Annotated in this window: 19 protein-coding genes and 1 pseudogene; 9 read left to right on the plus strand and 11 right to left on the minus strand. The window is 73.5% G+C overall.

Going from position 1 to position 18,969, the window contains the following annotated elements; translation table 11 throughout:
* Positions 1–50: 50 nt before the first annotated feature.
* Positions 51–1,679, plus strand: coding sequence for an APC family permease (locus ACF1A5_RS15840; protein WP_392193420.1), 1,629 nt, complete (start codon positions 51–53; stop codon positions 1,677–1,679).
* Positions 1,680–1,816: 137 nt separating this feature from the next.
* Here the strand turns inward: ACF1A5_RS15840 and ACF1A5_RS15845 are convergent, their stop codons facing one another.
* Complete coding sequence (locus tag ACF1A5_RS15845) at positions 1,817–2,176, minus strand: ArsR/SmtB family transcription factor (protein ID WP_392193421.1); 360 nt, start codon at positions 2,174–2,176, stop codon at positions 1,817–1,819.
* A gap of 62 nt (positions 2,177–2,238) precedes the next feature.
* Here ACF1A5_RS15845 and ACF1A5_RS15850 point away from each other — a divergent pair, with 62 nt between their 5' ends.
* On the plus strand, positions 2,239–3,414 hold the full coding sequence (locus ACF1A5_RS15850) for a cation diffusion facilitator family transporter (RefSeq protein WP_392193422.1): 1,176 nt from the start codon (positions 2,239–2,241) through the stop codon (positions 3,412–3,414).
* 53 nt (positions 3,415–3,467) lie between these two features.
* Here ACF1A5_RS15850 and ACF1A5_RS15855 read toward each other — a convergent pair whose 3' ends face one another.
* Positions 3,468–4,022, minus strand: coding sequence for a YbaK/EbsC family protein (locus ACF1A5_RS15855; RefSeq protein ID WP_392193423.1), 555 nt, complete (start codon positions 4,020–4,022; stop codon positions 3,468–3,470).
* A 43-nt stretch (positions 4,023–4,065) separates the two neighbouring features.
* Positions 4,066–4,638: a helix-turn-helix domain-containing protein gene (locus ACF1A5_RS15860; RefSeq protein WP_392193424.1), complete on the minus strand. Its 573-nt coding sequence runs from the start codon at positions 4,636–4,638 to the stop codon at positions 4,066–4,068.
* Between the two features lie 93 nt (positions 4,639–4,731).
* Between ACF1A5_RS15860 and ACF1A5_RS15865 the strand changes: the two genes are divergently transcribed.
* On the plus strand, positions 4,732–5,589 hold the full coding sequence (locus tag ACF1A5_RS15865; protein WP_392193425.1) for an EamA family transporter: 858 nt from the start codon (positions 4,732–4,734) through the stop codon (positions 5,587–5,589).
* A 53-nt stretch (positions 5,590–5,642) separates the two neighbouring features.
* On the opposite strand, the gene ACF1A5_RS15870 is transcribed toward ACF1A5_RS15865, so the two are convergent.
* A complete protein-coding gene (locus ACF1A5_RS15870) occupies positions 5,643–6,473 on the minus strand; it encodes an acyltransferase (RefSeq protein WP_392193426.1) in 831 nt (276 codons plus the stop codon).
* 119 nt (positions 6,474–6,592) lie between these two features.
* On the opposite strand from ACF1A5_RS15870, the gene ACF1A5_RS15875 reads away from it, so the two are divergent.
* A complete protein-coding gene (locus ACF1A5_RS15875; RefSeq protein ID WP_392193427.1) occupies positions 6,593–7,120 on the plus strand; it encodes a gamma carbonic anhydrase family protein in 528 nt (175 codons plus the stop codon).
* A gap of 123 nt (positions 7,121–7,243) precedes the next feature.
* Here the strand turns inward: ACF1A5_RS15875 and ACF1A5_RS15880 are convergent, their stop codons facing one another.
* Both ACF1A5_RS15880 and ACF1A5_RS15885 read right to left on the minus strand, forming a co-directional pair.
* Complete coding sequence (locus ACF1A5_RS15880; RefSeq protein WP_392193428.1) at positions 7,244–7,897, minus strand: DedA family protein; 654 nt, start codon at positions 7,895–7,897, stop codon at positions 7,244–7,246.
* Positions 7,898–8,077: 180 nt separating this feature from the next.
* The gene (locus ACF1A5_RS15885) at positions 8,078–9,190 is read right to left on the minus strand and encodes a hypothetical protein (RefSeq protein WP_392193429.1); all 1,113 of its coding nucleotides are present in this window, start codon (positions 9,188–9,190) and stop codon (positions 8,078–8,080) included.
* A gap of 369 nt (positions 9,191–9,559) precedes the next feature.
* Between ACF1A5_RS15885 and galU the strand changes: the two are divergent.
* Positions 9,560–10,577: pseudogene (galU, locus tag ACF1A5_RS15890) on the plus strand (UTP--glucose-1-phosphate uridylyltransferase GalU).
* A gap of 24 nt (positions 10,578–10,601) precedes the next feature.
* Here the strand turns inward: galU and ACF1A5_RS15895 are convergent.
* The gene (locus ACF1A5_RS15895) at positions 10,602–11,039 is read right to left on the minus strand and encodes a DUF4442 domain-containing protein (protein ID WP_392193494.1); all 438 of its coding nucleotides are present in this window, start codon (positions 11,037–11,039) and stop codon (positions 10,602–10,604) included.
* A 145-nt stretch (positions 11,040–11,184) separates the two neighbouring features.
* Between ACF1A5_RS15895 and ACF1A5_RS15900 the strand changes: the two genes are divergently transcribed.
* Complete coding sequence (locus ACF1A5_RS15900) at positions 11,185–12,189, plus strand: hypothetical protein (protein WP_392193430.1); 1,005 nt, start codon at positions 11,185–11,187, stop codon at positions 12,187–12,189.
* Positions 12,190–12,248: 59 nt separating this feature from the next.
* Here ACF1A5_RS15900 and ACF1A5_RS15905 read toward each other — a convergent pair whose 3' ends face one another.
* Both ACF1A5_RS15905 and tuf read right to left on the minus strand, forming a co-directional pair.
* A complete protein-coding gene (locus ACF1A5_RS15905) occupies positions 12,249–13,094 on the minus strand; it encodes a spermidine synthase (protein ID WP_392193431.1) in 846 nt (281 codons plus the stop codon).
* Between the two features lie 150 nt (positions 13,095–13,244).
* Entirely contained in the window at positions 13,245–14,414 is a 1,170-nt protein-coding gene (gene tuf, locus ACF1A5_RS15910; protein ID WP_392193432.1) for an elongation factor Tu, read from the minus strand.
* A 369-nt stretch (positions 14,415–14,783) separates the two neighbouring features.
* On the opposite strand from tuf, the gene ACF1A5_RS15915 reads away from it, so the two are divergent.
* Positions 14,784–15,662, plus strand: a complete 879-nt coding sequence (locus ACF1A5_RS15915) for a TVP38/TMEM64 family protein (protein WP_392193433.1) — start codon at positions 14,784–14,786, stop codon at positions 15,660–15,662.
* 221 nt (positions 15,663–15,883) lie between these two features.
* A complete protein-coding gene (locus ACF1A5_RS15920) occupies positions 15,884–16,759 on the plus strand; it encodes an undecaprenyl-diphosphate phosphatase (protein WP_392193434.1) in 876 nt (291 codons plus the stop codon).
* A gap of 7 nt (positions 16,760–16,766) precedes the next feature.
* Here the strand turns inward: ACF1A5_RS15920 and ACF1A5_RS15925 are convergent, their stop codons facing one another.
* On the minus strand, positions 16,767–17,705 hold the full coding sequence (locus tag ACF1A5_RS15925; RefSeq protein WP_392193435.1) for an N-acetylmuramoyl-L-alanine amidase: 939 nt from the start codon (positions 17,703–17,705) through the stop codon (positions 16,767–16,769).
* Positions 17,706–17,901: 196 nt separating this feature from the next.
* Here ACF1A5_RS15925 and ACF1A5_RS15930 point away from each other — a divergent pair, with 196 nt between their 5' ends.
* Complete coding sequence (locus tag ACF1A5_RS15930; protein WP_392193436.1) at positions 17,902–18,081, plus strand: hypothetical protein; 180 nt, start codon at positions 17,902–17,904, stop codon at positions 18,079–18,081.
* Positions 18,082–18,105: 24 nt separating this feature from the next.
* Here ACF1A5_RS15930 and ACF1A5_RS15935 read toward each other — a convergent pair whose 3' ends face one another.
* Positions 18,106–18,846 carry an SDR family NAD(P)-dependent oxidoreductase gene (locus ACF1A5_RS15935; protein ID WP_392193437.1) on the minus strand — a complete coding sequence of 247 codons (741 nt, stop codon included), beginning with the start codon at positions 18,844–18,846 and terminating at the stop codon, positions 18,106–18,108.
* Between the last annotated feature and the right edge of the window lie 123 nt (positions 18,847–18,969).

Raw genomic sequence — 18,969 nt, forward strand, 5'->3', positions numbered from 1 at the left:
GAGTGTTAATTCGGTGACCAGATAGTGAGAGGCCCCTTGACATGGTGAAAGTGGACCATGTAACGCGTGAGACCACGCGGGACACAAGCAGCCTGCGGCGCGATGTCGGACTGATCGGGCTGATGTGGGCCTCGGTCGGATCCATCATCGGCTCCGGCTGGCTCTACGGCGCCGAGAAGGCCGTGGTGACGGCCGGACCCGCAGCGATCATCTCGTGGTTGATCGGTGCGGTGGCGATCGTCCTCCTGGCGCTCGTGCACGCCGAACTCGGCGGCATGTTCCCGGTGGCGGGCGGCACGGCCCGCTACCCGCACTACGCCTTCGGCGGCCTGGCCGGAATGTCGTTCGGCTGGTTCTCCTGGCTGCAGGCGGCGACCGTGGCGCCGATCGAGGTCGAGGCCATGATCGGCTACGCCGCTCACTGGAACTTCGCCAAGGGCTTCCAGCACACCGACGGAACACTGACGACCAGCGGTTTCATCGTCGCGGTCGTCCTGATGGCCCTCTTCGTCGCCGTCAACTTCCTGGGTGTGCGCGTCCTGGCCCACACCAACAGCGCGGCCACCTGGTGGAAGATCGCCGTACCGCTCGCCGCGATCTTCATCATCGCCGTGGGCAACTTCCACCCGCACAACTTCACCGTCGAGGGCTTCGCCCCGTTCGGCGCCAAGGGCGTGCTCGGCGCCATCAGCTCCAGCGGCATCATCTTCGCGCTGCTCGGATTCGAGCAGGCGATCCAGCTCGCGGGCGAGAGCCGCGACCCCAAGCGCGACCTCCCCCGCGCCACGCTCGGCTCGGTCGCGATCGGCGCGGTCATCTACGTCCTGCTCCAGGTCGTCTTCATCGCCGCGCTGCCGCACAGCTCGTTCGCGCACGGCTGGGCCAAGCTCGACTTCCCGGGCATCAGCGGCCCGTGGGCGGGTCTGGCGACGCTGGTCGGCCTCGGCTGGCTGAGCGTGGTGCTCTACCTGGACGCCGTCATCTCCCCCGGCGGCACCGGCCTCATCTACACCACGGCCACCTCCCGGGTCTCCTACGGCCTGTCCAAGAACGGCTACGCCCCGAAGATCTTCGCGAAGACCGACTCCCGCGGCGTGCCGTGGTTCGGCCTGATCATCTCCTTCGTCACCGGCATCGTCTGCTTCCTGCCCTTCCCCAGCTGGCAGGAGCTGGTCGGCTTCATCACCTCGGCGAGCGTCCTGATGTACGCCGGCGCCCCGCTGGCCTACGGCGTCTTCGCCGACAAGCTGCCGAACCACGAGCGCCCCTACCGCCTGCCGGCCGGCAAGGTGCTGGCCCCGCTGTCCTTCGTGGTCGCCAACCTGATCATCTACTGGGCCGGCTGGGACACCCTGTGGCGGCTCGGTGTGGCCATCGTCCTCGGCTACGTCCTGCTCGGCGGCTACGCCTGGTACGCCACCAGCAAGAACCTGCCGGACGCGCCCCTGATGGACTGGAAGGCCGCGCAGTGGCTGCCCGGCTACCTGGTGGGCATGGGCCTCATCTCCTGGCAGGGCGGCTTCGGCGGCCAGGGCAACATCCCGCTGTGGTGGGACATCGTGGTCGTCGCGGCCTTCTCGCTCGCCGTCTACTACTGGGCCCGGGCCACCGCGTCCAAGCCCGAGGCGATCGAGCGGAGCATCGAGGAGGTCGTCGTCACCGACGCCCCCGCGCACTGACCCCGATCCGGTCCCGAACGGTGTCCCGTCGGCCGCGGCCCCAGCGCTGCGGCTGACGGGACACCGTCATGATGTTCGGGATCATGCTCGGGTGACGCACGCCTCCCCATCGCGGCGCCGTCCGCCCTCGGGCGGGCTCAGTCGTGCACGGGCCGGTCGCCGATGCGGTGGTCCGCGACGCTGAGCGCCTCGTCGACCAGCCGGCGCAGATGGCCGTCGCGCAGGGAGTAGACCACCCGGCGTCCCTCCTTGCGGGTGGTCACCAGTCCCGCCAGCCGCAGCCGCGCCAGGTGCTGGCTGACCGCGGGCCGCGCGGCACCGCACACCTCCGTGAGCGTCGTGACGTCCGCCTCCCCGCCCGTCAGCGCGTGCAGCAGGACGAGCCGCGTACGGTCGCCGAGCAGGGCGAGCAGTTCCGCGGCGAGCGTGAACTGCTCCTCGCCCGGGTGGTGCGGGTGCGCATCATGCGCAGGTGACAGGTGCATGCGTGCGCTCATACGCACATAATGACGTCAGGGACGCCCAGCGTCCACTGTCCGCGCACCGGAAGGGGAACCACGTGAGCGACCGGCACCACCACGAGCACGGCGACGAGCAGGCGTCCGGCGGCCACCGCGGTCATGGTCACGGGCGGGACGAACGCGGCCACAGCCACGCCCACCCCCGCGAGCACGATCACGCGCACGGACATCACCACGCCCACGGCGGCCCCGGGCACGAGCACGGACATGACCACGGCGCCGCCCCCGCCTCCCTCCGGCACCGCCTCGCGCACCTGTTCACCCCCCACTCCCACGAGACCGCCGACAAGCTCGACTCCGCGCTGGAGTCCTCGGCACGGGGGATGCGGGCCCTGTGGGTCTCGCTCGCGGTGCTCGGTGCCACCGCCCTGGTGCAGGCCCTGGTGGTGGTCGCCTCCGGTTCCGTGGCGCTGCTCGGCGACACGGTGCACAACGCCGCGGACGCACTGACCGCCGTACCGCTCGGCATCGCGTTCGTGGTGGGCCGGCGCGCGGCGACCCGCCGCTTCACCTACGGCTACGGTCGCGCCGAGGACCTGGCCGGCCTGGTGATCGTGCTGACGATCGCCGCGTCGGCGGTGTTCGCGGCGTGGGCGGCCGTCGAACGGCTCCTCGATCCGCGCCCGGTCCAGCACCTGCCCGCCGTGGCCGCGGCCGCCCTGGTCGGCTTCGCGGGCAACGAGTGGGTGGCGCGTCACCGCATCCGCGTGGGGCGCGCGATCGGCTCGGCCGCGCTGGTCGCCGACGGACTGCACGCGCGCACGGACGGCTTCACGTCACTGGCCGTGCTCCTCGGGGCGGGCGGCTCGGCGCTCGGGTGGCATCTCGCCGACCCGCTGGTGGGTCTGGCCATCACGGCCGCGATCGCGCTGGTGCTGCGGGATGCCGCGCGTGAGGTGTTCCGGCGGATGATGGACGCGGTCGACCCCGCCCTCGTGGACCGGGCCGAGCGGGCACTGCGCGAGGTGCCCGGTGTGCGCGGGGTCGGCGAGCTGCGGCTGCGCTGGATCGGCCACCGGCTGCGGGCCGAGGTGGCGGTCGTCGTGGACGGCGACGTGACGGTGCGCCAGGCCCACGACGTGGCCGTCGAGGCCGAGCACGCCCTGCTGCACGCCGTGCCGAGGCTCACCGCGGCCCTGGTGCACGCCGACCCGGCATCGGCCCCTGGCGCCGGCGACCCGCACCGGGCCCTGGCCCACCACACGGCGACCTGAGCCGGCCCACCCCGGGCTCGCCGGGCCCTGGCCCCGCCACGCCCCGGCCGTGGTCAGGTTCCGAGCCCCTCCAGCACCACGGCCCCCGGCAGCTCCGCGAACGCCTTGCCCGGCACCAGCAGCTTGCCGCGGCGTCGGCCGCTGCCGACCAGGACGTACGGCAGGTCGACGACGGCCGGGTCGACCAGGACCGGCCAGCCCTCGGGCAGCCCGATCGGGGTGATGCCGCCGTACTCCATGCCGGTCAGCCCCGTGGCCACGTCCATCGCGGCGAACGACGCCTTGCGGGCGTCCAGTCGGCGGCGCACGACACCGTTGACGTCGACGCGGGTGGTGGACAGCACGACACACGCGGCCATGCGGGTCTCGGCGCCCCGCCGGCCGGAGACCACCACGCAGTTCGCGGACCGCTCCAGCAGGTCCTGCCCGTAGTGCTCGACGAACACGGCGGTGTCGGCCCACCGGGGGTCCGTGTCGACGTGGACGATCTGCTCGGCGGGGACGCTGCCACGCCAGTGGCGGACGGCGTCGGCGACCGGGCGAGGCAGTTCGTCGAGGCGGTCGGGAGCGGGGGCGGCGTGGTCGAAGTTCCCGAGGGGAGCGCGCATGACCGCACGCTAACAGCACGGCGGGACGGGCCGGCCGCGCGTCTCAGTGCACGGGCGGGACCGACACCGTCATCATCATGCCCACCGGCACGGCACCCGTGTTGGCGTACGTGTGCGGGGTGTTCGCCTCGAAGGAGGCGCTCGCGCCCTCCGGCACGCGGTACTCCACTCCGTCGACCGTGAGCGTCAGCTCCCCCGAGGTGACATGGACCAGTTCGACCGTGCCCGCCGGGTGCGGGTCGGAGGGGCTGCCCTCACCCGGCATCAGGCGCCACTCCCACATCTCCAGCGGGCCGGGCGCCTCGACGCCCGCGAGCAGCCGGTTGTAGCTGCCGGCGTCGGTGTGCCACAGCCGGACGGCCTGGTCGGCGGGGACGATGCGGACCTCCGGGCCCTGCTCGTAGTCGAGCAGGGTGGTGATGCTGACCCCCAGCGCGTCCCCGATCTTGACGACCGTGCCGAGGCTGGGATTGGTGCGGGCCTGCTCGATCTGGATGAGCATGCCGCGGCTGACTCCGGCGCGGGCGGAGAGCGTGTCCAGGGTGAAGCCGCGCTCGGTGCGCCAGCGCTTGACGTTGCGCGCCAGGGACTGGGTCAGCAGGTCGAGGTCCGACACATTCCGTCCAATATCATGGATGACAAGGTTCACTGCATTGAACTACGGTGGGGTGCACCCGATCGTTCACCGAACTGTACTGCGAGGCACGCCGTGACAGCATTCTTCGCCCTGGCCACCAGCCTCCTGTGGGGGCTGGCCGACTTCGGCGGCGGCCTGCTCACCCGGCGCAGTCCTGCTCTCACGGTCGTCGTCGTCTCCCAGACGATCGCGGCGGTGGTGCTCGGCGCGATCGTGCTCGCCACGGGCGGCTGGAGCGAGGCCGGCCCGCGGCTGTGGTTCGCGGTCGCCGCGGGCCTGGCCGGGCCGGTGGCGATGCTCTCCTTCTACAAGGCCCTGGCCCTCGGCCCGATGGGCGTGGTCTCGCCGCTCGCGACGCTGAGCGTGGCCGTTCCCGTCGGGGTCGGCCTCGTGCTCGGCGAGCGGCCCGCCCTCGTGCAGGTCGCGGGGATCGCGGTGGCCGTCGCGGGCGTCGTGCTGGCGGGCGGCCCGCGGCTCGGGGGTGCCGCCGTGGAGCGGCGGACGATCGGGCTGACGCTGGTCGCCGCGCTCGGCTTCGGCATGGTGTTCGCGCTGATCGCCGAGGCGTCCACCACGGTCACCGGACTCTTCCTGGCGCTGTTCGTGCAGCGCGTGACGAACGTCGCCGCCGGGGGCGCGGCGCTGTGGCTCTCCACCCGGCGGGGCGCTCCCGCGCTGCCGGAGGGCGGCTTCCCCTGGTCCTCGCTCCCGGCGCTGGCCTTCGTCGGCCTCGCCGACGTCGCGGCCAACGGCACCTACTCGGTGGCCGCCCAGCACGGCCCGGTCACCGTGGCCGCGGTCCTCGCCTCGCTCTACCCGGTGGTCACCGCCCTGGCCGCCCGCGGCTTCCTCAGCGAGCGGCTGCGCGCGATCCAGGCGGCGGGCGCGGGCCTGGCCCTGGTGGGGACTCTGCTGCTGGCGACGGGCTAGGGGGCTTCGCTGCCGCGGCCTGATCCGACCTGACCCGGACGAAACGCCCTGGGTCAGCCCTCGGCCTCGGCCTCCGCGAGCCGGGGGGCCGGCTGCGCGGCCGGCGCGGCGAGTCCGGCGGCTGCCGGCTCGTCGAGGGCGGCCGGCCGGGCCAGACTCTCCTCGTCCAGCTCCGCCAGCGCGGCAAGCTGCTCCGGGGTGACGTCCTTTGGAATCGGCGTCGGGGCCGGCGTCCGCAGCGGCGGCTGCCATCCCTCGGCGGGCGTCCAGCGGCGTACGACCCGGGCGGGCGCCCCGGCGACGACCGCGTGGTCGGGCACCTCGCCCCGGACCACGGCGCCGGCCGCCACCACCACGTTCCGCCCGATCCGCGCCCCCGGCAGGATCACCGCGCCGGTGCCGATCCAGCACCCGGGGCCGATCTCCACGGGCTCCATCCGCGGCCACTGCCTGCCGATGGGCTGGTGCGGGTCGTCGTAGGAGTGGTTGGTGGAGGTGACGTAGACGTACGGCCCGAAGTAGCAGTCGTTGCCGATGCTGACCGTCGTGTCCGCGATGACGTGGCTGCCGCGGCCGAGGACCACGCCGTCGCCGATGCGCAGGATGGGGTCCGGGCCGAGGTCGAGATCGGGCATCAGCCCGGCGGTCAGGGTGACCTGTTCGGCGATGATGCAGTAGGAGCCGAGGTGGATCCAGGGCTCACCGAAGACCGTGCCGAGCGGGAAGGCGAGTCCGGTGCCCGTGCCTATCGCGCCGAAGCGCAGCCGGCCGGGGTGTTCGGCCGAGACCGAGCCCGCGCGCCGCACCCAGGCCCAGCCCGCGTGGACGGCGCGCTGCGCGAGGCGGCGCCGCCATGATGAGAACGTGTTCTTGCGCTTGGGCACCCGCTCACGGTACTCAGGGCGGGCCGCGCCCATGAGACCGGACGCCTGTGATCTTCGCCCCACCGGTTGACGTACGGTGCCGGTACACCCAGGAGGACCGGACGAGGGAGAGGACCGGCATGACGCACGAGGCGCTGATCGCGGGCATCGGCGGCAGGGAGCCGCAGGTCGATCGGGGGGCGTTCGTGGCGCCCACGGCCACGGTGATCGGTGACGTGGCGCTCGGCGCGGGCACGAGCGTCTGGTACGGCGCGGTGCTGCGCGGCGACGTCGAGCGGATCGCTGTCGGGGCGAGCAGCAACGTGCAGGACAACTGCACCCTGCACGCCGACCCGGGTTTCCCCGTCAGCGTCGGCGAGCGCGTCTCGATCGGGCACAACGCCGTCGTGCACGGCGCGACCGTCGAGGACGACTGCCTGATCGGCATGGGGGCGACGGTGCTCAACGGCGCGGTGATCGGCGCCGGGTCGCTGGTGGCCGCACAGGCGCTGGTCCCGCAGGGCATGACGGTGCCGCCGGGGTCGCTCGTGGCGGGGGTGCCGGCCAAGGTCCGGCGCGAGCTGACGGAGGAGGAGCGCCAGGGGATCACCCTGAACGGCACGATGTACGCGGAGCTGGCCAAGGCGCATCGCGACGTGCACGCGTAGGGGCGCGCCCGCGCGCGGTCTCGGGGCTCCGACCGGTGTGCGGGCAGGGGAGGAGACGTGCGTACCAGGGGGCGGAGAGGGGCCCGCGCGGGTTTCACCCCTGCGGCTTCACCCGTGCGGGCTTCACTCGCCGGCGGGAACCGGCTCCGGCTCCTCGGCCGTCGGCGGGGCGGCCTGTGCCTTCTTCGCCTTGCGCTTGAGCACCAGCATCGAGGTGAGCCCGATGAGCACGGCCGCCACCAGACCCAGCCAGGAGAACTTCTTCAGCCAGGACTCGGCGACCACGCCGACGTAGTAGATGACGGCGGTGGTCCCGCCGGCCCAGCAGATGCCGCCGAGGACGTTGGCGACGAGGAACTTCCAGTACGGCATCCGCAGCACGCCCGCGAGCGGGCCGGCGAAGATCCGCAGCAGGGCGACGAACCGGCCGAAGAAGACGGCCCACATGCCCCACTTCTCGAAGGACCGCTCGGCGGTGGCGACGTGCCCCTCGCTGAAGTGCCGGGGGAACTTCCTCCCGAGCCAGGCGAGCAGCGGCCTGCCGCCCTTGCGGCCGATGGCATAGCCGATGGAGTCGCCGACCACCGCGCCGACGGTGGCGCAGGTGCCGAGGACGACCGGGTCGATGCCCGCGTGCTGGGAGGACATGAGCGCGGCGGAGACCAGCACGATCTCCCCCGGCAGCGGGATGCCCAGGCTCTCCAGACCGATGACCAGGCCCACCACTGCGTAGACGGCGGCCGCGGGTACCGTGTCGAGCCATTCCTGGACGTGCACCGCCGGTTCCTCCCCGATTTCGCGTCCGTGCGTGCTCCCCGGGGGCGCCCGCAAGGACGCGCCCCCGGGAAGCCTACCCGCTCGACCCGAACCGGGGGGCGTCCACGAGCGGCGCCCGGTTCCGTCGGCGGGTTCGTTCAGGAGCCGGCCCGGGGCGGCTCCCACGGACCCGGTGGCAGGTCAGCCGCCGGCCGACGGCCCTACGACCAGGCCGGTTCCCGGAACGACGACGAGCCCCCGGCCGGACACGGTGGCGTGCGGTCCGGGGGCGGTGTGGTCGTCGGTCCGGTCCATGACGGCGAGCGCGGTCGCGAGCAGGACGAGGGACGTGAGGCCGACGACGACGGCGACGGACGCCCGGTGCCTGCGCCCCGCCTCGTCCGTATCGGCCGGCGGGGTGCGGTGGCGGCCGCCGGGCGTGCCCCGGACCCGCCCGGCGGCCCACGGCCCGGCCGGGGAGGCGGCGCGGGCCGGCCGGGAGCCGAGGTAGCGGCGGGCGCCCCAGCCGAGCACGCTCTCGGCGAGCAGGAGCGGCAGGCCGTCCTCGCACAGGCCGAGCTGCTCGGCGCCGTGGCGGCAGTGCCGGCACTCCCCCAGGTGCCGTCGGACGTCGGGCAGCAGAGCCCCGCCGCGGCGCGCGGGCGCCTCGAGGAGACGGTTGTGGAAACGGCATTCCCGGGTGGGCGCGAGTTCCCGGTGGGCGCGCAAGCAGCTCGCCCGGAATTGCTCGCGGGCCCGCTCCAGCGTGACCGTCGCGGTATCGGTGTCCATCGCCAGCAGACCGGCAGGTACGGTTATGGGTTCGCCCTCGACCTCGGTGTGCCACAGCAGGCATTGGAAGGCTCCGGGAAGGGCCTGGAATGCCCACGCGGCGAGTTGCCGCTTTTCGGACGTCATGGACCTGGCCGCACGCAGTCCACGACCGCCGGTGGGCCTGCGCAGTTCCGGCAGGACGACACATGCGGCGTCGTCGGCGGCCCACGCGCGGACGGTGTCCCGGACGGCGACGAGGAGCTGGGGGCGCAGTGCGCCGCCGACCGCTCCGCCGGCCAGCCGCCGCAGCACCCGGTGGTAGGCGGCGGTGGCCACCATCGCCGCCGAACTGCCGGAGCCGGCAAGGCAGATGGCCGCGTAGTCGTGAGCCGCCCGCCAGTGCCGGGCGAGCAGCAGGGCGACGGCGTGGTGGCCGCCGTCGGTGTCCCGCAGCCGGGCGACGAGAGCGCGGTCGGACTCCCCCGGAACCAGGCCGGGGTGGGGTGGATGAGGAGGACGTGGGGGGTGGGGATATTGCACGAAAGCATTTCCTTCCAAGGCGCAGGACGGGCATGCGCAATGCGCGTCCACTGGAAAGCAGGTGCCTGATTGGTGCATACCTGACCGGAAAACGGGGCCGGCCGTCGCCTTTCCCGATTCCCGACGGGGACGCTCACCCTCGCACAAGCGATCGCGCCCAACAAGAAGGACGAAAGGCGGCGCCGCGAAGGGCGGAAAATGAACGGCGTCGCCAGGCACACCCCACCCGCATTCGACGAATCCGTCGCAGCGGCGTCACCTTGTGTCGGCCGACGGCGGACGGCACACGAAATCTCCCCCTCCCCGCTCACAGCCCGCCCCTACCTTCCACCCGGCTCGCTCTCATCCCGGTGGACCAGCATGGCCCGCATGATCACCCCCCGCACCGCGCCCCCGTCCTCCTCCCTGCACCCGTCCCCGGCCGCTGCCGCCCGCACCGTGCGCAAGGCCGTCGTCCCGGCCGCCGGGCTCGGCACCCGGTTCCTGCCCGCCACCAAGGCGACCCGAAGGAGATGCTGCCGGTCGTCGACAAGCCGGCCACCCAGTATGTCGTCGAGGAGGCCGCGGCGGCCGGGCTCGACGACATCCTGATGATCACCGGGCGGCACAAGCGGGCCATCGAGGACCACTTCGACCACGCCGTGGAACTGGAACGGGCGCTGGCGGCCAAGGCGGACACCGCGCGGCTCGACGCCGTCCGCGCCCGGCGCGCCTCGCGGCCGTCCACCACGTCCGGCAGCGCGAGCCGCTCGGTCTCGGCCACGCCGTCCTGTGCGCCCGCCGCCACGTGGGCGACCAGCCGTTCGCGGTGCTCCTGGGCGACGACCTGATCGACCCTCGCGAGTCCCTGCTGAGCCGCATGATGGAGGTCCGCGACCGGCACGCGGGCAGCGTGGTCGCCCTGATGGAGGTCGATCCGGCGCAGATCCACCTCTACGGCTGCGCGGCCGTCGAACCGACCGGCGAGGAGGGCGTCGTGCGCGTCACCGGCCTGGTGGAGAAGCCCGCCCGCGAGGAGGCGCCGAGCACCTGCGCGGTCATCGGGCGTTACGTCCTCGACCCCGGCGTCTTCGACGTCCTGGAACGCACGCCGCCCGGCCGCGGCGGCGAGATCCAGCTGACCGACGCCCTGCGGGAACTCGCCGCGCGGGGCACCGTGCACGGGGTCCTCTTCACCGGGTCGCGCTACGACACCGGCGACCGGGCCGACTACCTGCGCACCTGGGTCCGGCTCGCCTGCGCCCGGCCCGACCTGGGGCCCGAGTTCGTGGCCTGGCTCAAGGAGTTCGCGGCGGGACTCGGCCCGGTTGGCACCGGCACCGGGGCCGCCGCGCGCGGGGGCACGACCGGCACCGGGCCCGCCGCGAGTGCGGGCGCGGCGGTCTGACGAACGGCGCGGCGCCCGGGCGCCTCAGCCGTTAGGGCGCAGGGTCCAGACGACGGTCATCTCGCCGGTCACGGCGCCGTCCGCGCGGCGGATCTCGATGGCGACCGGGAACTCGGGCCGCTGCCCGGCGTCCAGTTCGGCCACGACCTCGGCGGCCGGCCGGCCCAGGGTCGCGGTGGCGGTGACGGCGCCCATGGCGAGCTTCCTGTAGGCGATCTCGGCGCGCACGGCGAGCGGCACGGCCCGCGAGAGCTGCTCACCGAACGCGGCCAGCACGATCGCGCCGCTGGCGGACTCGCCGAGCGTGAACATCGCTCCGGCGTGCGGCCCGCCCACGTGGTTGTGGTACGCGCCCTGGTCCGGCAGGGCCACCACGGCCTTGTCCGGCGCGGTCTCCACGAATTCGAGGTTCAACGTGCGGGCCATCGGCACGGTGGCGGCGAGCATCTCACCGATGGACATCTGATCTGCGCTCATGGCGGCATGTTACTCATGGGTAGCCCGTGCTGACCAGAGCGGGGCCCGCCGGCCGGCTCCTATTTCTGGTACGTCCCTGACAAGACCCGGTGACCGAATCGTGTCCGCGGCGCCACTAGGGTTACTGGCCATGTGGCCAGGACAGCAGCCGCCCGGGGGCGAGCAGAACCCGCAGAACAACCCGTATCAGCAGCCGGGATACCAGCAGCCGAATCCGTATCAGCAGCCCGGCTATCAGCAGGGCAACCCCTATGCGCAGCAGTCGCAGTGGGGGGCGCCCGGGCCGGCGGGGGCTCCCCAACCGCCGCCGGGCGGGGGCGGCGGCAACCGGACCAAGCTCGTCGCGATCATCGCGGCGACGGCCGTGGTGGTGGCCGCCGGCGTGACCGGTTTCCTGGTCCTGGGCGGCGACAAGGACGACAGCGCCGGCGGCGGCACGAGCGACAAGGGCGGCCCGTCGGCGTCCGCGGACCCGAGCGTCTCGGCGTCGGAGTCGGAGGACAACCCGCGCGGCAACGAGACCGAGAAGCCGACGGTGCCCGGCTGGAAGGTCGTCGTCAATCCGAAGTACGGCACCGCTTTCGACGTGCCCCCGACCTGGTCGGTCGACTCCCCCGGCATCTTCACCTTCTTCGAGGACGAGAAGAAGGGCGACGGCTCGGCGTACATCGGCTTCTCCGCACCCGCGTTCCTGAAGGAGAACTGGTGCACGTCCGACGACGACAAGGACGGCACGGAGGAGTCGTCGTCCCTGGCGGCCAGCGGCACCAAGGGTGAGGACGGCGGGAAGGACACCGCCAGCATCGCCCGCGGCGACGCGGCCGCGTTCGCGTTCGGCGGGTACACCGACCAGAGCGACGCCGCCAAGAAGTACCTGAAGATCGGGGCGGCCAAGTCCTACACCACGAAGTCCGGGGTGAAGGGCAGCGTGGCGACGTCGTACACGTCGGGTGTGAAGAAGACACACAAGTGCGACAGCGACGGCAAGGCCACCACCTTCGCCTTCAAGAACTCGCAGGGCGACTTCGTCTCCTGGACCCTCTACGGCGCCAAGGGCGTGCGCGAGGAGATCCCGGACGCGACGATCCAGAAGGTCCTCAGCACGGTCCGGCTGCACGGCGACCCCACGGGCTGACCGGCGACGGCCGGACCCGCCCGGCCGCGCCGAGTCCTGGGGGCCTGGCGGAGAGCGGGTCAGCCGATGCCGAACGCCCCGCCGGGGGGCGCGGGTGACGGGACGGCGTCCTCGTCCCGTACCGGCTCGGCCCCGGCGACGAACGCGCGCAGGGCGGCGCCGTGTTCGACCCGGGCGGGGAAGGCGTCGGCGGCGGTGAGCCGGGCCAGGGCGGCGGTGTCGAGGGGGTGGTGCGCGGCGGCGAGCACCGCGTTGCCGAACCGGCGGCCGCGCAGCACACCGGGCTCGGCGATGAGCGCGATCTCCTCGAACACCGCCGCGAAGGTGGCGAGTTGGGAACGCAGGAAGGCGAAGGGCGCGGCGTCGGCGAGGTTGGCCAGATAGACCCCGCCGGCGCGCAGCACGCGCCCGGCCTCACGGGCGTAGGCGAGGGACGTGAGGTGGGCCGGGACCCGGGAGCCGCCGAAGACGTCGGCGATCAGCACGTCCGCGGAGTCGGCCGGGGCGGCCTCCAGCCCGGCGCGGGCGTCGGCCGCGTGCAGCGCGATCCCGGCGTCGTCGGGCAGCGGCAGATGGGCGACGACCAGTTCCAGCAGGCCGCGGTCCGCCTCGACGACGTCCTGCCGGGAGCCGGGGCGGGTCGCGGCCACGTACCGGGGCAGGGTGAGCGCACCGCCGCCGAGGTGCAGCACGTCCAGCGGTCGGCCCGGCCCAGCGAGGGTGTCCAGGACGTGCCCGAGCCGGCGCGCGTACTCGAACTCCAGGTGAGTGGGGGCGTCCAGGTCGACGTACGACTGCGGCGCCCCGTCCACGGTCAGCAGCCAGGCCCGCTCGCGGTCCACGTCGGGCATCAGCTTGGCGGTCCCGTGATCGACATCGCGCAGCAGGGGTATCGGCTCGGTCACGGCTCCATTGTGCCGGGGACGGGCCGGCACCGGTCCCCGCACGCCGGACCCCGGCCGCCGCGCGCAGGGCCCGAACCCGCCGAGCCTCCGGCGCCCCGGCCCCCCTGGCTGGGGAGTTCGGGGCGCGGAGGACTCGGGCGGCGGCCCGGACTACTCCACGGTGGTCACGGTGCCCGCGGCGACGGTGCGGCCGCCCTCGCGTACGGCGAAGCCCAGGCCCGGCTCGAGCGGCACCTCGCGGCCCAGTTCCACCGTCATCGTGACGGTGTCGCCGGGCCGGGCGACGGCGCTACCGCCGAGGTCCACGTCGCCGACCACGTCCGCGGTGCGGATGTAGAACTGCGGGCGGTAGCCGGTGGTCAGCGGGGTGGTCCGGCCGCCCTCGCGCTCCGACAGGACGTACACCCGCGCCGTGAAGCGCCGGCTGGGCGCGACGCTGCCCGGAGCGGCGACGACGTGGCCCCGGCGGACCGCGCCCCGCGGGACACCGCGCAGCAGCAGCGCCACGTTGTCCCCGGCCTGCGCCTCCTTCATGGGCTTGCCGAAGGTCTCCAGGCCGGTCACCACGGTCTCCACGCCCGCGCCGAGCACCTCGACCCGGTCGCCGACCCGCAGTGTGCCGCGCTCCACCGCGCCGGTGACCACCGTGCCGCGGCCGGTGATGCTGAGCACGTTCTCCACCGGCAGCAGGAACGGCGCGTCGAGATAGCGCTCGGGCAGGGGCACATAGGTGTCCACCGCGTCGAGGAGCGCCTCGATCGACGCCGTCCACCGCGGGTCGCCCTCCAGGGCCCTCAGCCCGGAGACCCGTATGACGGGCACACCGTCCCCGCCGTAGCCGTGCGCGGTGAGCAGGTCGCGGACCTCCAGCTCGACGAGGTCGTTCAGCTCCTCGTCGCCCGCGTCGGCCTTGTTCAGGGCGACGACGATGTGGTCGACGCCCACCTGCCGGGCGAGCAGCACGTGCTCGGCGGTCTGCGGCATGATCCCGTCGAGCGCGGAGACGACGAGGATCGCCCCGTCGAGCTGCGCGGCCCCGGTGACCATGTTCTTGACGTAGTCGGCGTGGCCCGGCATGTCCACGTGCGCGTAGTGCCGGGTGTCGGTCTCGTACTCGACGTGCGCGAGGTTGATGGTGATGCCGCGGGCGGCCTCCTCCGGGGCCCGGTCGATGCGGTCGAACGGCACGAACGTGCCGCCGCCCCGCTCGGCGAGGACCTTGGTGATGGCGGCGGTCAGGGTGGTCTTGCCGTGGTCGACGTGGCCCATCGTGCCGATGTTCAGGTGCGGTTTGGTGCGCGCGTACGCCGTCTTGGGCATGGCTGTACCTCGAAGCCTCTTCGGTGGTGCTCGGTGAGGGTCCCGGCGCGGATGCGGACACGCGGCCGGGACGGGGACCCCGGGAACTCCCCGACCCTCCCCCTGCGGGGTCCGCCGGACGATCCGGGGAGGGTCAGCTTCGGGCGCCGTCGACTGCGGCCGCGAGGATCAGGACGGCAGCCTTCGGGGCATCCGCGGCGGCGGATGCTGCGAGGAGGAAGGCGTACCGGAACATGGGACGATCATGTCCGACGCGTCCGTGCGCGTCGACCGGTTTTTCCGCGCGCCGCCCGCCGAGCGCCCGCGTCCGTGCCGCCCGGGGGAGGGACCATACGGCGATCACACACATGTGTCGGTTAGTGTCGCCGGATGCTCGATGCCACCACCCGCTCTGGAGGCACCGCCACGGCCTCTCCCCGGGCCGCCGCCACGGAGCGCTCCGTAGCCGTGGCCACGCCCCTGCCCGTCTCGATCGCCGCGCCCGGCGCCCCGGCTTCGTCGGTCCCGGCCGTCGAGCCGGTTCAGGACGCCCCGGCCGTCGTCCCGATCCCGGGCGCGGGCGTCGTCCCGGACGGGCGGCTCGCCCGCTGCTCCAGAGCGCTGCTCTCGCCCTGGTCGCGTCTGACGCTGCTGGTGGTCCTGCTCGCGGCGGCGGGGACCTCGGTGCTGCTCTTCGAGCCGCAGCGGCTGCTGGCGGCCGGCTGGCCCCCGCAGCTCGGCGGTGCCGCGGCGGCGGTGACGTTCGCGGTGGCGTACGGCCTGTGCACGGTGGCGTTCGTGCCGCGTCCGCTGCTCAACCTCGCGGCGGGCGCGGTGTTCGGCTCCCAGCTGGGACTGGCGTCGGCGCTGGCCGGCACCGTCCTCGGGGCCGGGTTGGCCTTCGGCCTCGGCCGGGTGCTCGGGCAGGACGCGCTGCGCCGGCTGCTGCGCGGCCGCTGGCTGACGGCGGCGGACGGGCAGCTGAGCCGGCACGGCTTCCGCTCGATGATGGCGGCGCGGCTGTTCCCGGGCGTGCCGTTCTGGGCCGCGAACTACTGCGCCGCCGTCTCCCGCATGGGCTGGCCGGCGTTCCTGCTCGCGACGGCGCTCGGATCGGTCCCCAACACCGCCGCCTACGCCGTCGCGGGCGCCCGTGCCTCCGCGCCGACCTCGCCGGCCTTCCTGATCGCCCTGGCCTTCATCGCCGTACCGGCCGTGGCGGGCGCGGTGCTGGCGTGGCGCAAGCGCCACCACCTGCGCCGCCTCTGAACGCCCGCGCCACCACCCGCGCCTCCCCTGGCTGCCCGCGCGCGACCCGGCGGCGTCCCTCCCTCGCGGCCGGAGAGCCGCACCTCCCGGCCCGCACGGCCCTGTGAAGGCCCCGTGCTCACGGGGCGCTACGCTGCCCCTCATGACACCCGATCACCGGGCACGGCGGCCCGGTGTGTCCATCTCCGTTTTCCCGATCGGCACTTGGACTCCCAACCTCCATGTCTTGGCTTGAATCCCTCATCCTCGGACTCGTCCAGGGGCTGACCGAGTTCCTCCCCGTCTCCTCCAGCGCGCACCTGCGGCTGACCGCGGCCTTCTCGGGCTGGAAGGATCCGGGCGCGGCCTTCACCGCGATCACCCAGATCGGCACGGAGTCGGCGGTGCTCATCTACTTCCGCAAGGACATCGGCCGGATCCTGTCCGCCTGGTTCCGCTCACTCGCCGACAAGGAGACGCGCCGCGACCACGACGCCCGTATGGGCTGGCTGGTGATCGTCGGATCGATACCCATCGGCGTGCTCGGGGTGACGCTCAAGGACCAGATCGAGGGGCCGTTCCGCGATCTGCGGATCACCGCGACCATGCTGATCGTCGTCGGCGTGGTCATCGGCATCGCTGACCGGCTGGCGGCGCGCGACGAGGCGGGCGGCCGGCACCGCGCGCCCAAGCAGCGCAAGACGCTGGAGAACCTGGGCGTCAAGGACGGTCTGGTCTTCGGCTGCTGCCAGGCCATGGCACTCATCCCGGGCGTCTCCCGCTCCGGTGCCACCATCAGCGGCGGGCTGTTCATGGGCTACAAGCGGGAGTCGGCGGCCCGCTACTCCTTCCTGCTGGCCATCCCGGCGGTCCTGGCCTCCGGCGTCTTCGAGTTGAAGGACGCGATGGAGAGCGACCACGTGGCCTGGGGGCCGACCCTGTTCGCCACGGTCATCGCGTTCGCGTCCGGATACGCGGTCATCGCCTGGTTCATGAAGTACATCTCGACCAAGAGCTTCATGCCGTTCGTCTGGTACCGGGTGGCCCTCGGAGCAGTCATCATCGCCCTGGTCGGCGCCGGTTTCCTGAGCCCGCACGCGGCGGAGTCCGCGGGCTGAGCGCGCTTCAGGACCCCCTGGCCACCAGGGTGGTCAGCTCCGCGACAGCGGCCCGCAGGTTCGCGACCTCACGGCGCAGCACGTCCACACCCTCGTGCGCGGCGCGGGCGTGCGCGTAGCCCGAGCCGAGCGCGGTGCCCACCGGAACCGAACCGTCCGACAGGGCGCCGTCCTCCGGCCACCGGGCCCGCGCCCACTCCGCGACCGTGACCGCGTCCGCGAGTGTCACCGCCACGGGCTCGGCCGTGCCCTCGACCGTCCGGCCCGGGCCCACGCGGTCGGCCGTGCCCGGCCCGGCGAGGGCGGGGGCCGGTGCCGGACCGGCGGCGAGCGTCGCCTTCACGTCCGCCCTGACCTGCGGCATCGCCATGATGGTGTCGCGGGCCCGCCCCGGGTCCCACTTGTCCTTCGACCACTCGCCGTGCCCGATGACGGACTTCTCGGACCAGCCGTGGAAGTCGAGCACGGCCGCCGATAGCCGAAGGGCCGTCCGGTACTGGACCTCGGCCATCGGGTGACTGCCGCTGTACTGGATCTCGACACCGTAGAAGTGGGCGTTGCCGTCGACGCCGTCCCGGTCCCCCTTGGCCGGGTGCAACTGCCCGGTGTAGTCCTCCTCGACGACGTGCCGCAGCACCACCGGGTCGCCGCCGCCCGCGTGGTTGGCGCGGCCCCAGCCGACGAGGTAGACGGTGCCGTCGACGCCGATGGAGAAGTGGCACAGCGGGCCGGGCAGGCGGGCGTCCCCGTTGAAGAGGTGCCCCGCGGCGTACGCCCGCGCGTCGGGGACGTCGACGCCGGTGTGGTGCCAGACGAATCCGTTGACCGGGCCCCAGGGACCCTTGTGGTTGCGGTTGTGGGTGGCCCATCCGGAGATCCCGGCGTGCGCGATCCGCCATTTCTTCAACTGGTCGACGACCTGAGTGGCCGTCATGGGTGCGGCCATGTCGGCCTCCTCCCTGTCCCCGTGGGACGACGGCTGTCCCGTCGTCCAGGCCATGGTGCTCCCGATCGGTCCCGCCGACCGGTATCGACACTCGTGGAAAGCGCGCGGCCCGGGCGCGGCGCCGGTGACCGAGTCCATACGGTCCGCGTAGCCGTCCGGTAGCGCAGAGTCAGCTCTTGCCCCTAGGCTGGTCGCCATGTTCCCCGAATCCATGGCCCGTGGTTCCGTGCGCTCCGCCGCCGAGCTGAACGAGCGGATCCGGGCGCTGTGGCTGCGCTCGGGCGGTTCCCTGTCGGCTCAGGAGCGCGCGGAGTACGAGCTGTTGGTGGTCGAGTGGGCCGCCGCCCTGCGGGGCGAGGTCATCGAGGCGGCCTGACGTCTTCCGGCCACGCGCCGGGTCTCACCGTCCGCCCGACACCCGCAGCACCGCTCCCGTCGTGTAGGAGGCGTCCGGAGACATCAGCCAGGCGACCGCCGCGGCGATCTCCTCGGCGCGCCCCGCGCGGCGCAGCGGGATCGTCTCGGCGGCGCGCCGGACCCGGTCGGGGTCGCCCATCGCCGCGTGGATCCCGGTGTCGACGACGCCCGGCGACACCGCGTTGACGCGGATGCCGTCCGGGCCGAGCTCCTTGGCGAGGCCCACGGTCAGGGCGTCCACGGCGGCCTTGGCCGCGGCGTAGTGGACGTACTCCCCGGGGCTGCCCAGAGTGGCGGCGGCGGAGGACACGTTCACGATCGCGCCGTTGCCCCGGGGCGTCATCAGCTGCGCGGCGCGGCGCGAACAGAGGAGGGTGCCCAGGAGGTTGACGTCCACCACCCGCCGCAGGTCGGTCACGTCCGTGTCCGCGAGGCGGCCCAGCGGGCCGGTCACCCCGGCGTTGTTCACCAGCCCGGTCACCGGGCCGAGCCGCTCCTCCGCAACGGCGAAGAGCCGCTCCACGTCCGCCTCGGCCGACGTGTCCACCGGCACGGTGACGCTGCGCGCCCCGGCCTCGAGCACCTCGTCCGCCACCGCCTCGGCGGCCTCGGCGTCCCGGACGTACCCCACGACCACGTCGTGCCCGTCGGCCGCCAGACGCCGGCAGACCGCGGCGCCGATGCCCCGGCTGCCGCCGGTGACCACGGTGACGAGACGCTTCATACGGACCTCCGCTCCACCCGCCGACACCCCCGCATGTGATCACCCTAGGCCCGCGGGCGGCCGGGCACATCGCCGGACCCCGTCGGCATCCAGTCCGATCCCCCGGCCCCGCGCCCCACCGCG

It is taken from the genome of Streptomyces sp. NPDC014864 (assembly GCF_043081525.1).
Classification (GTDB): domain Bacteria; phylum Actinomycetota; class Actinomycetes; order Streptomycetales; family Streptomycetaceae; genus Streptomyces.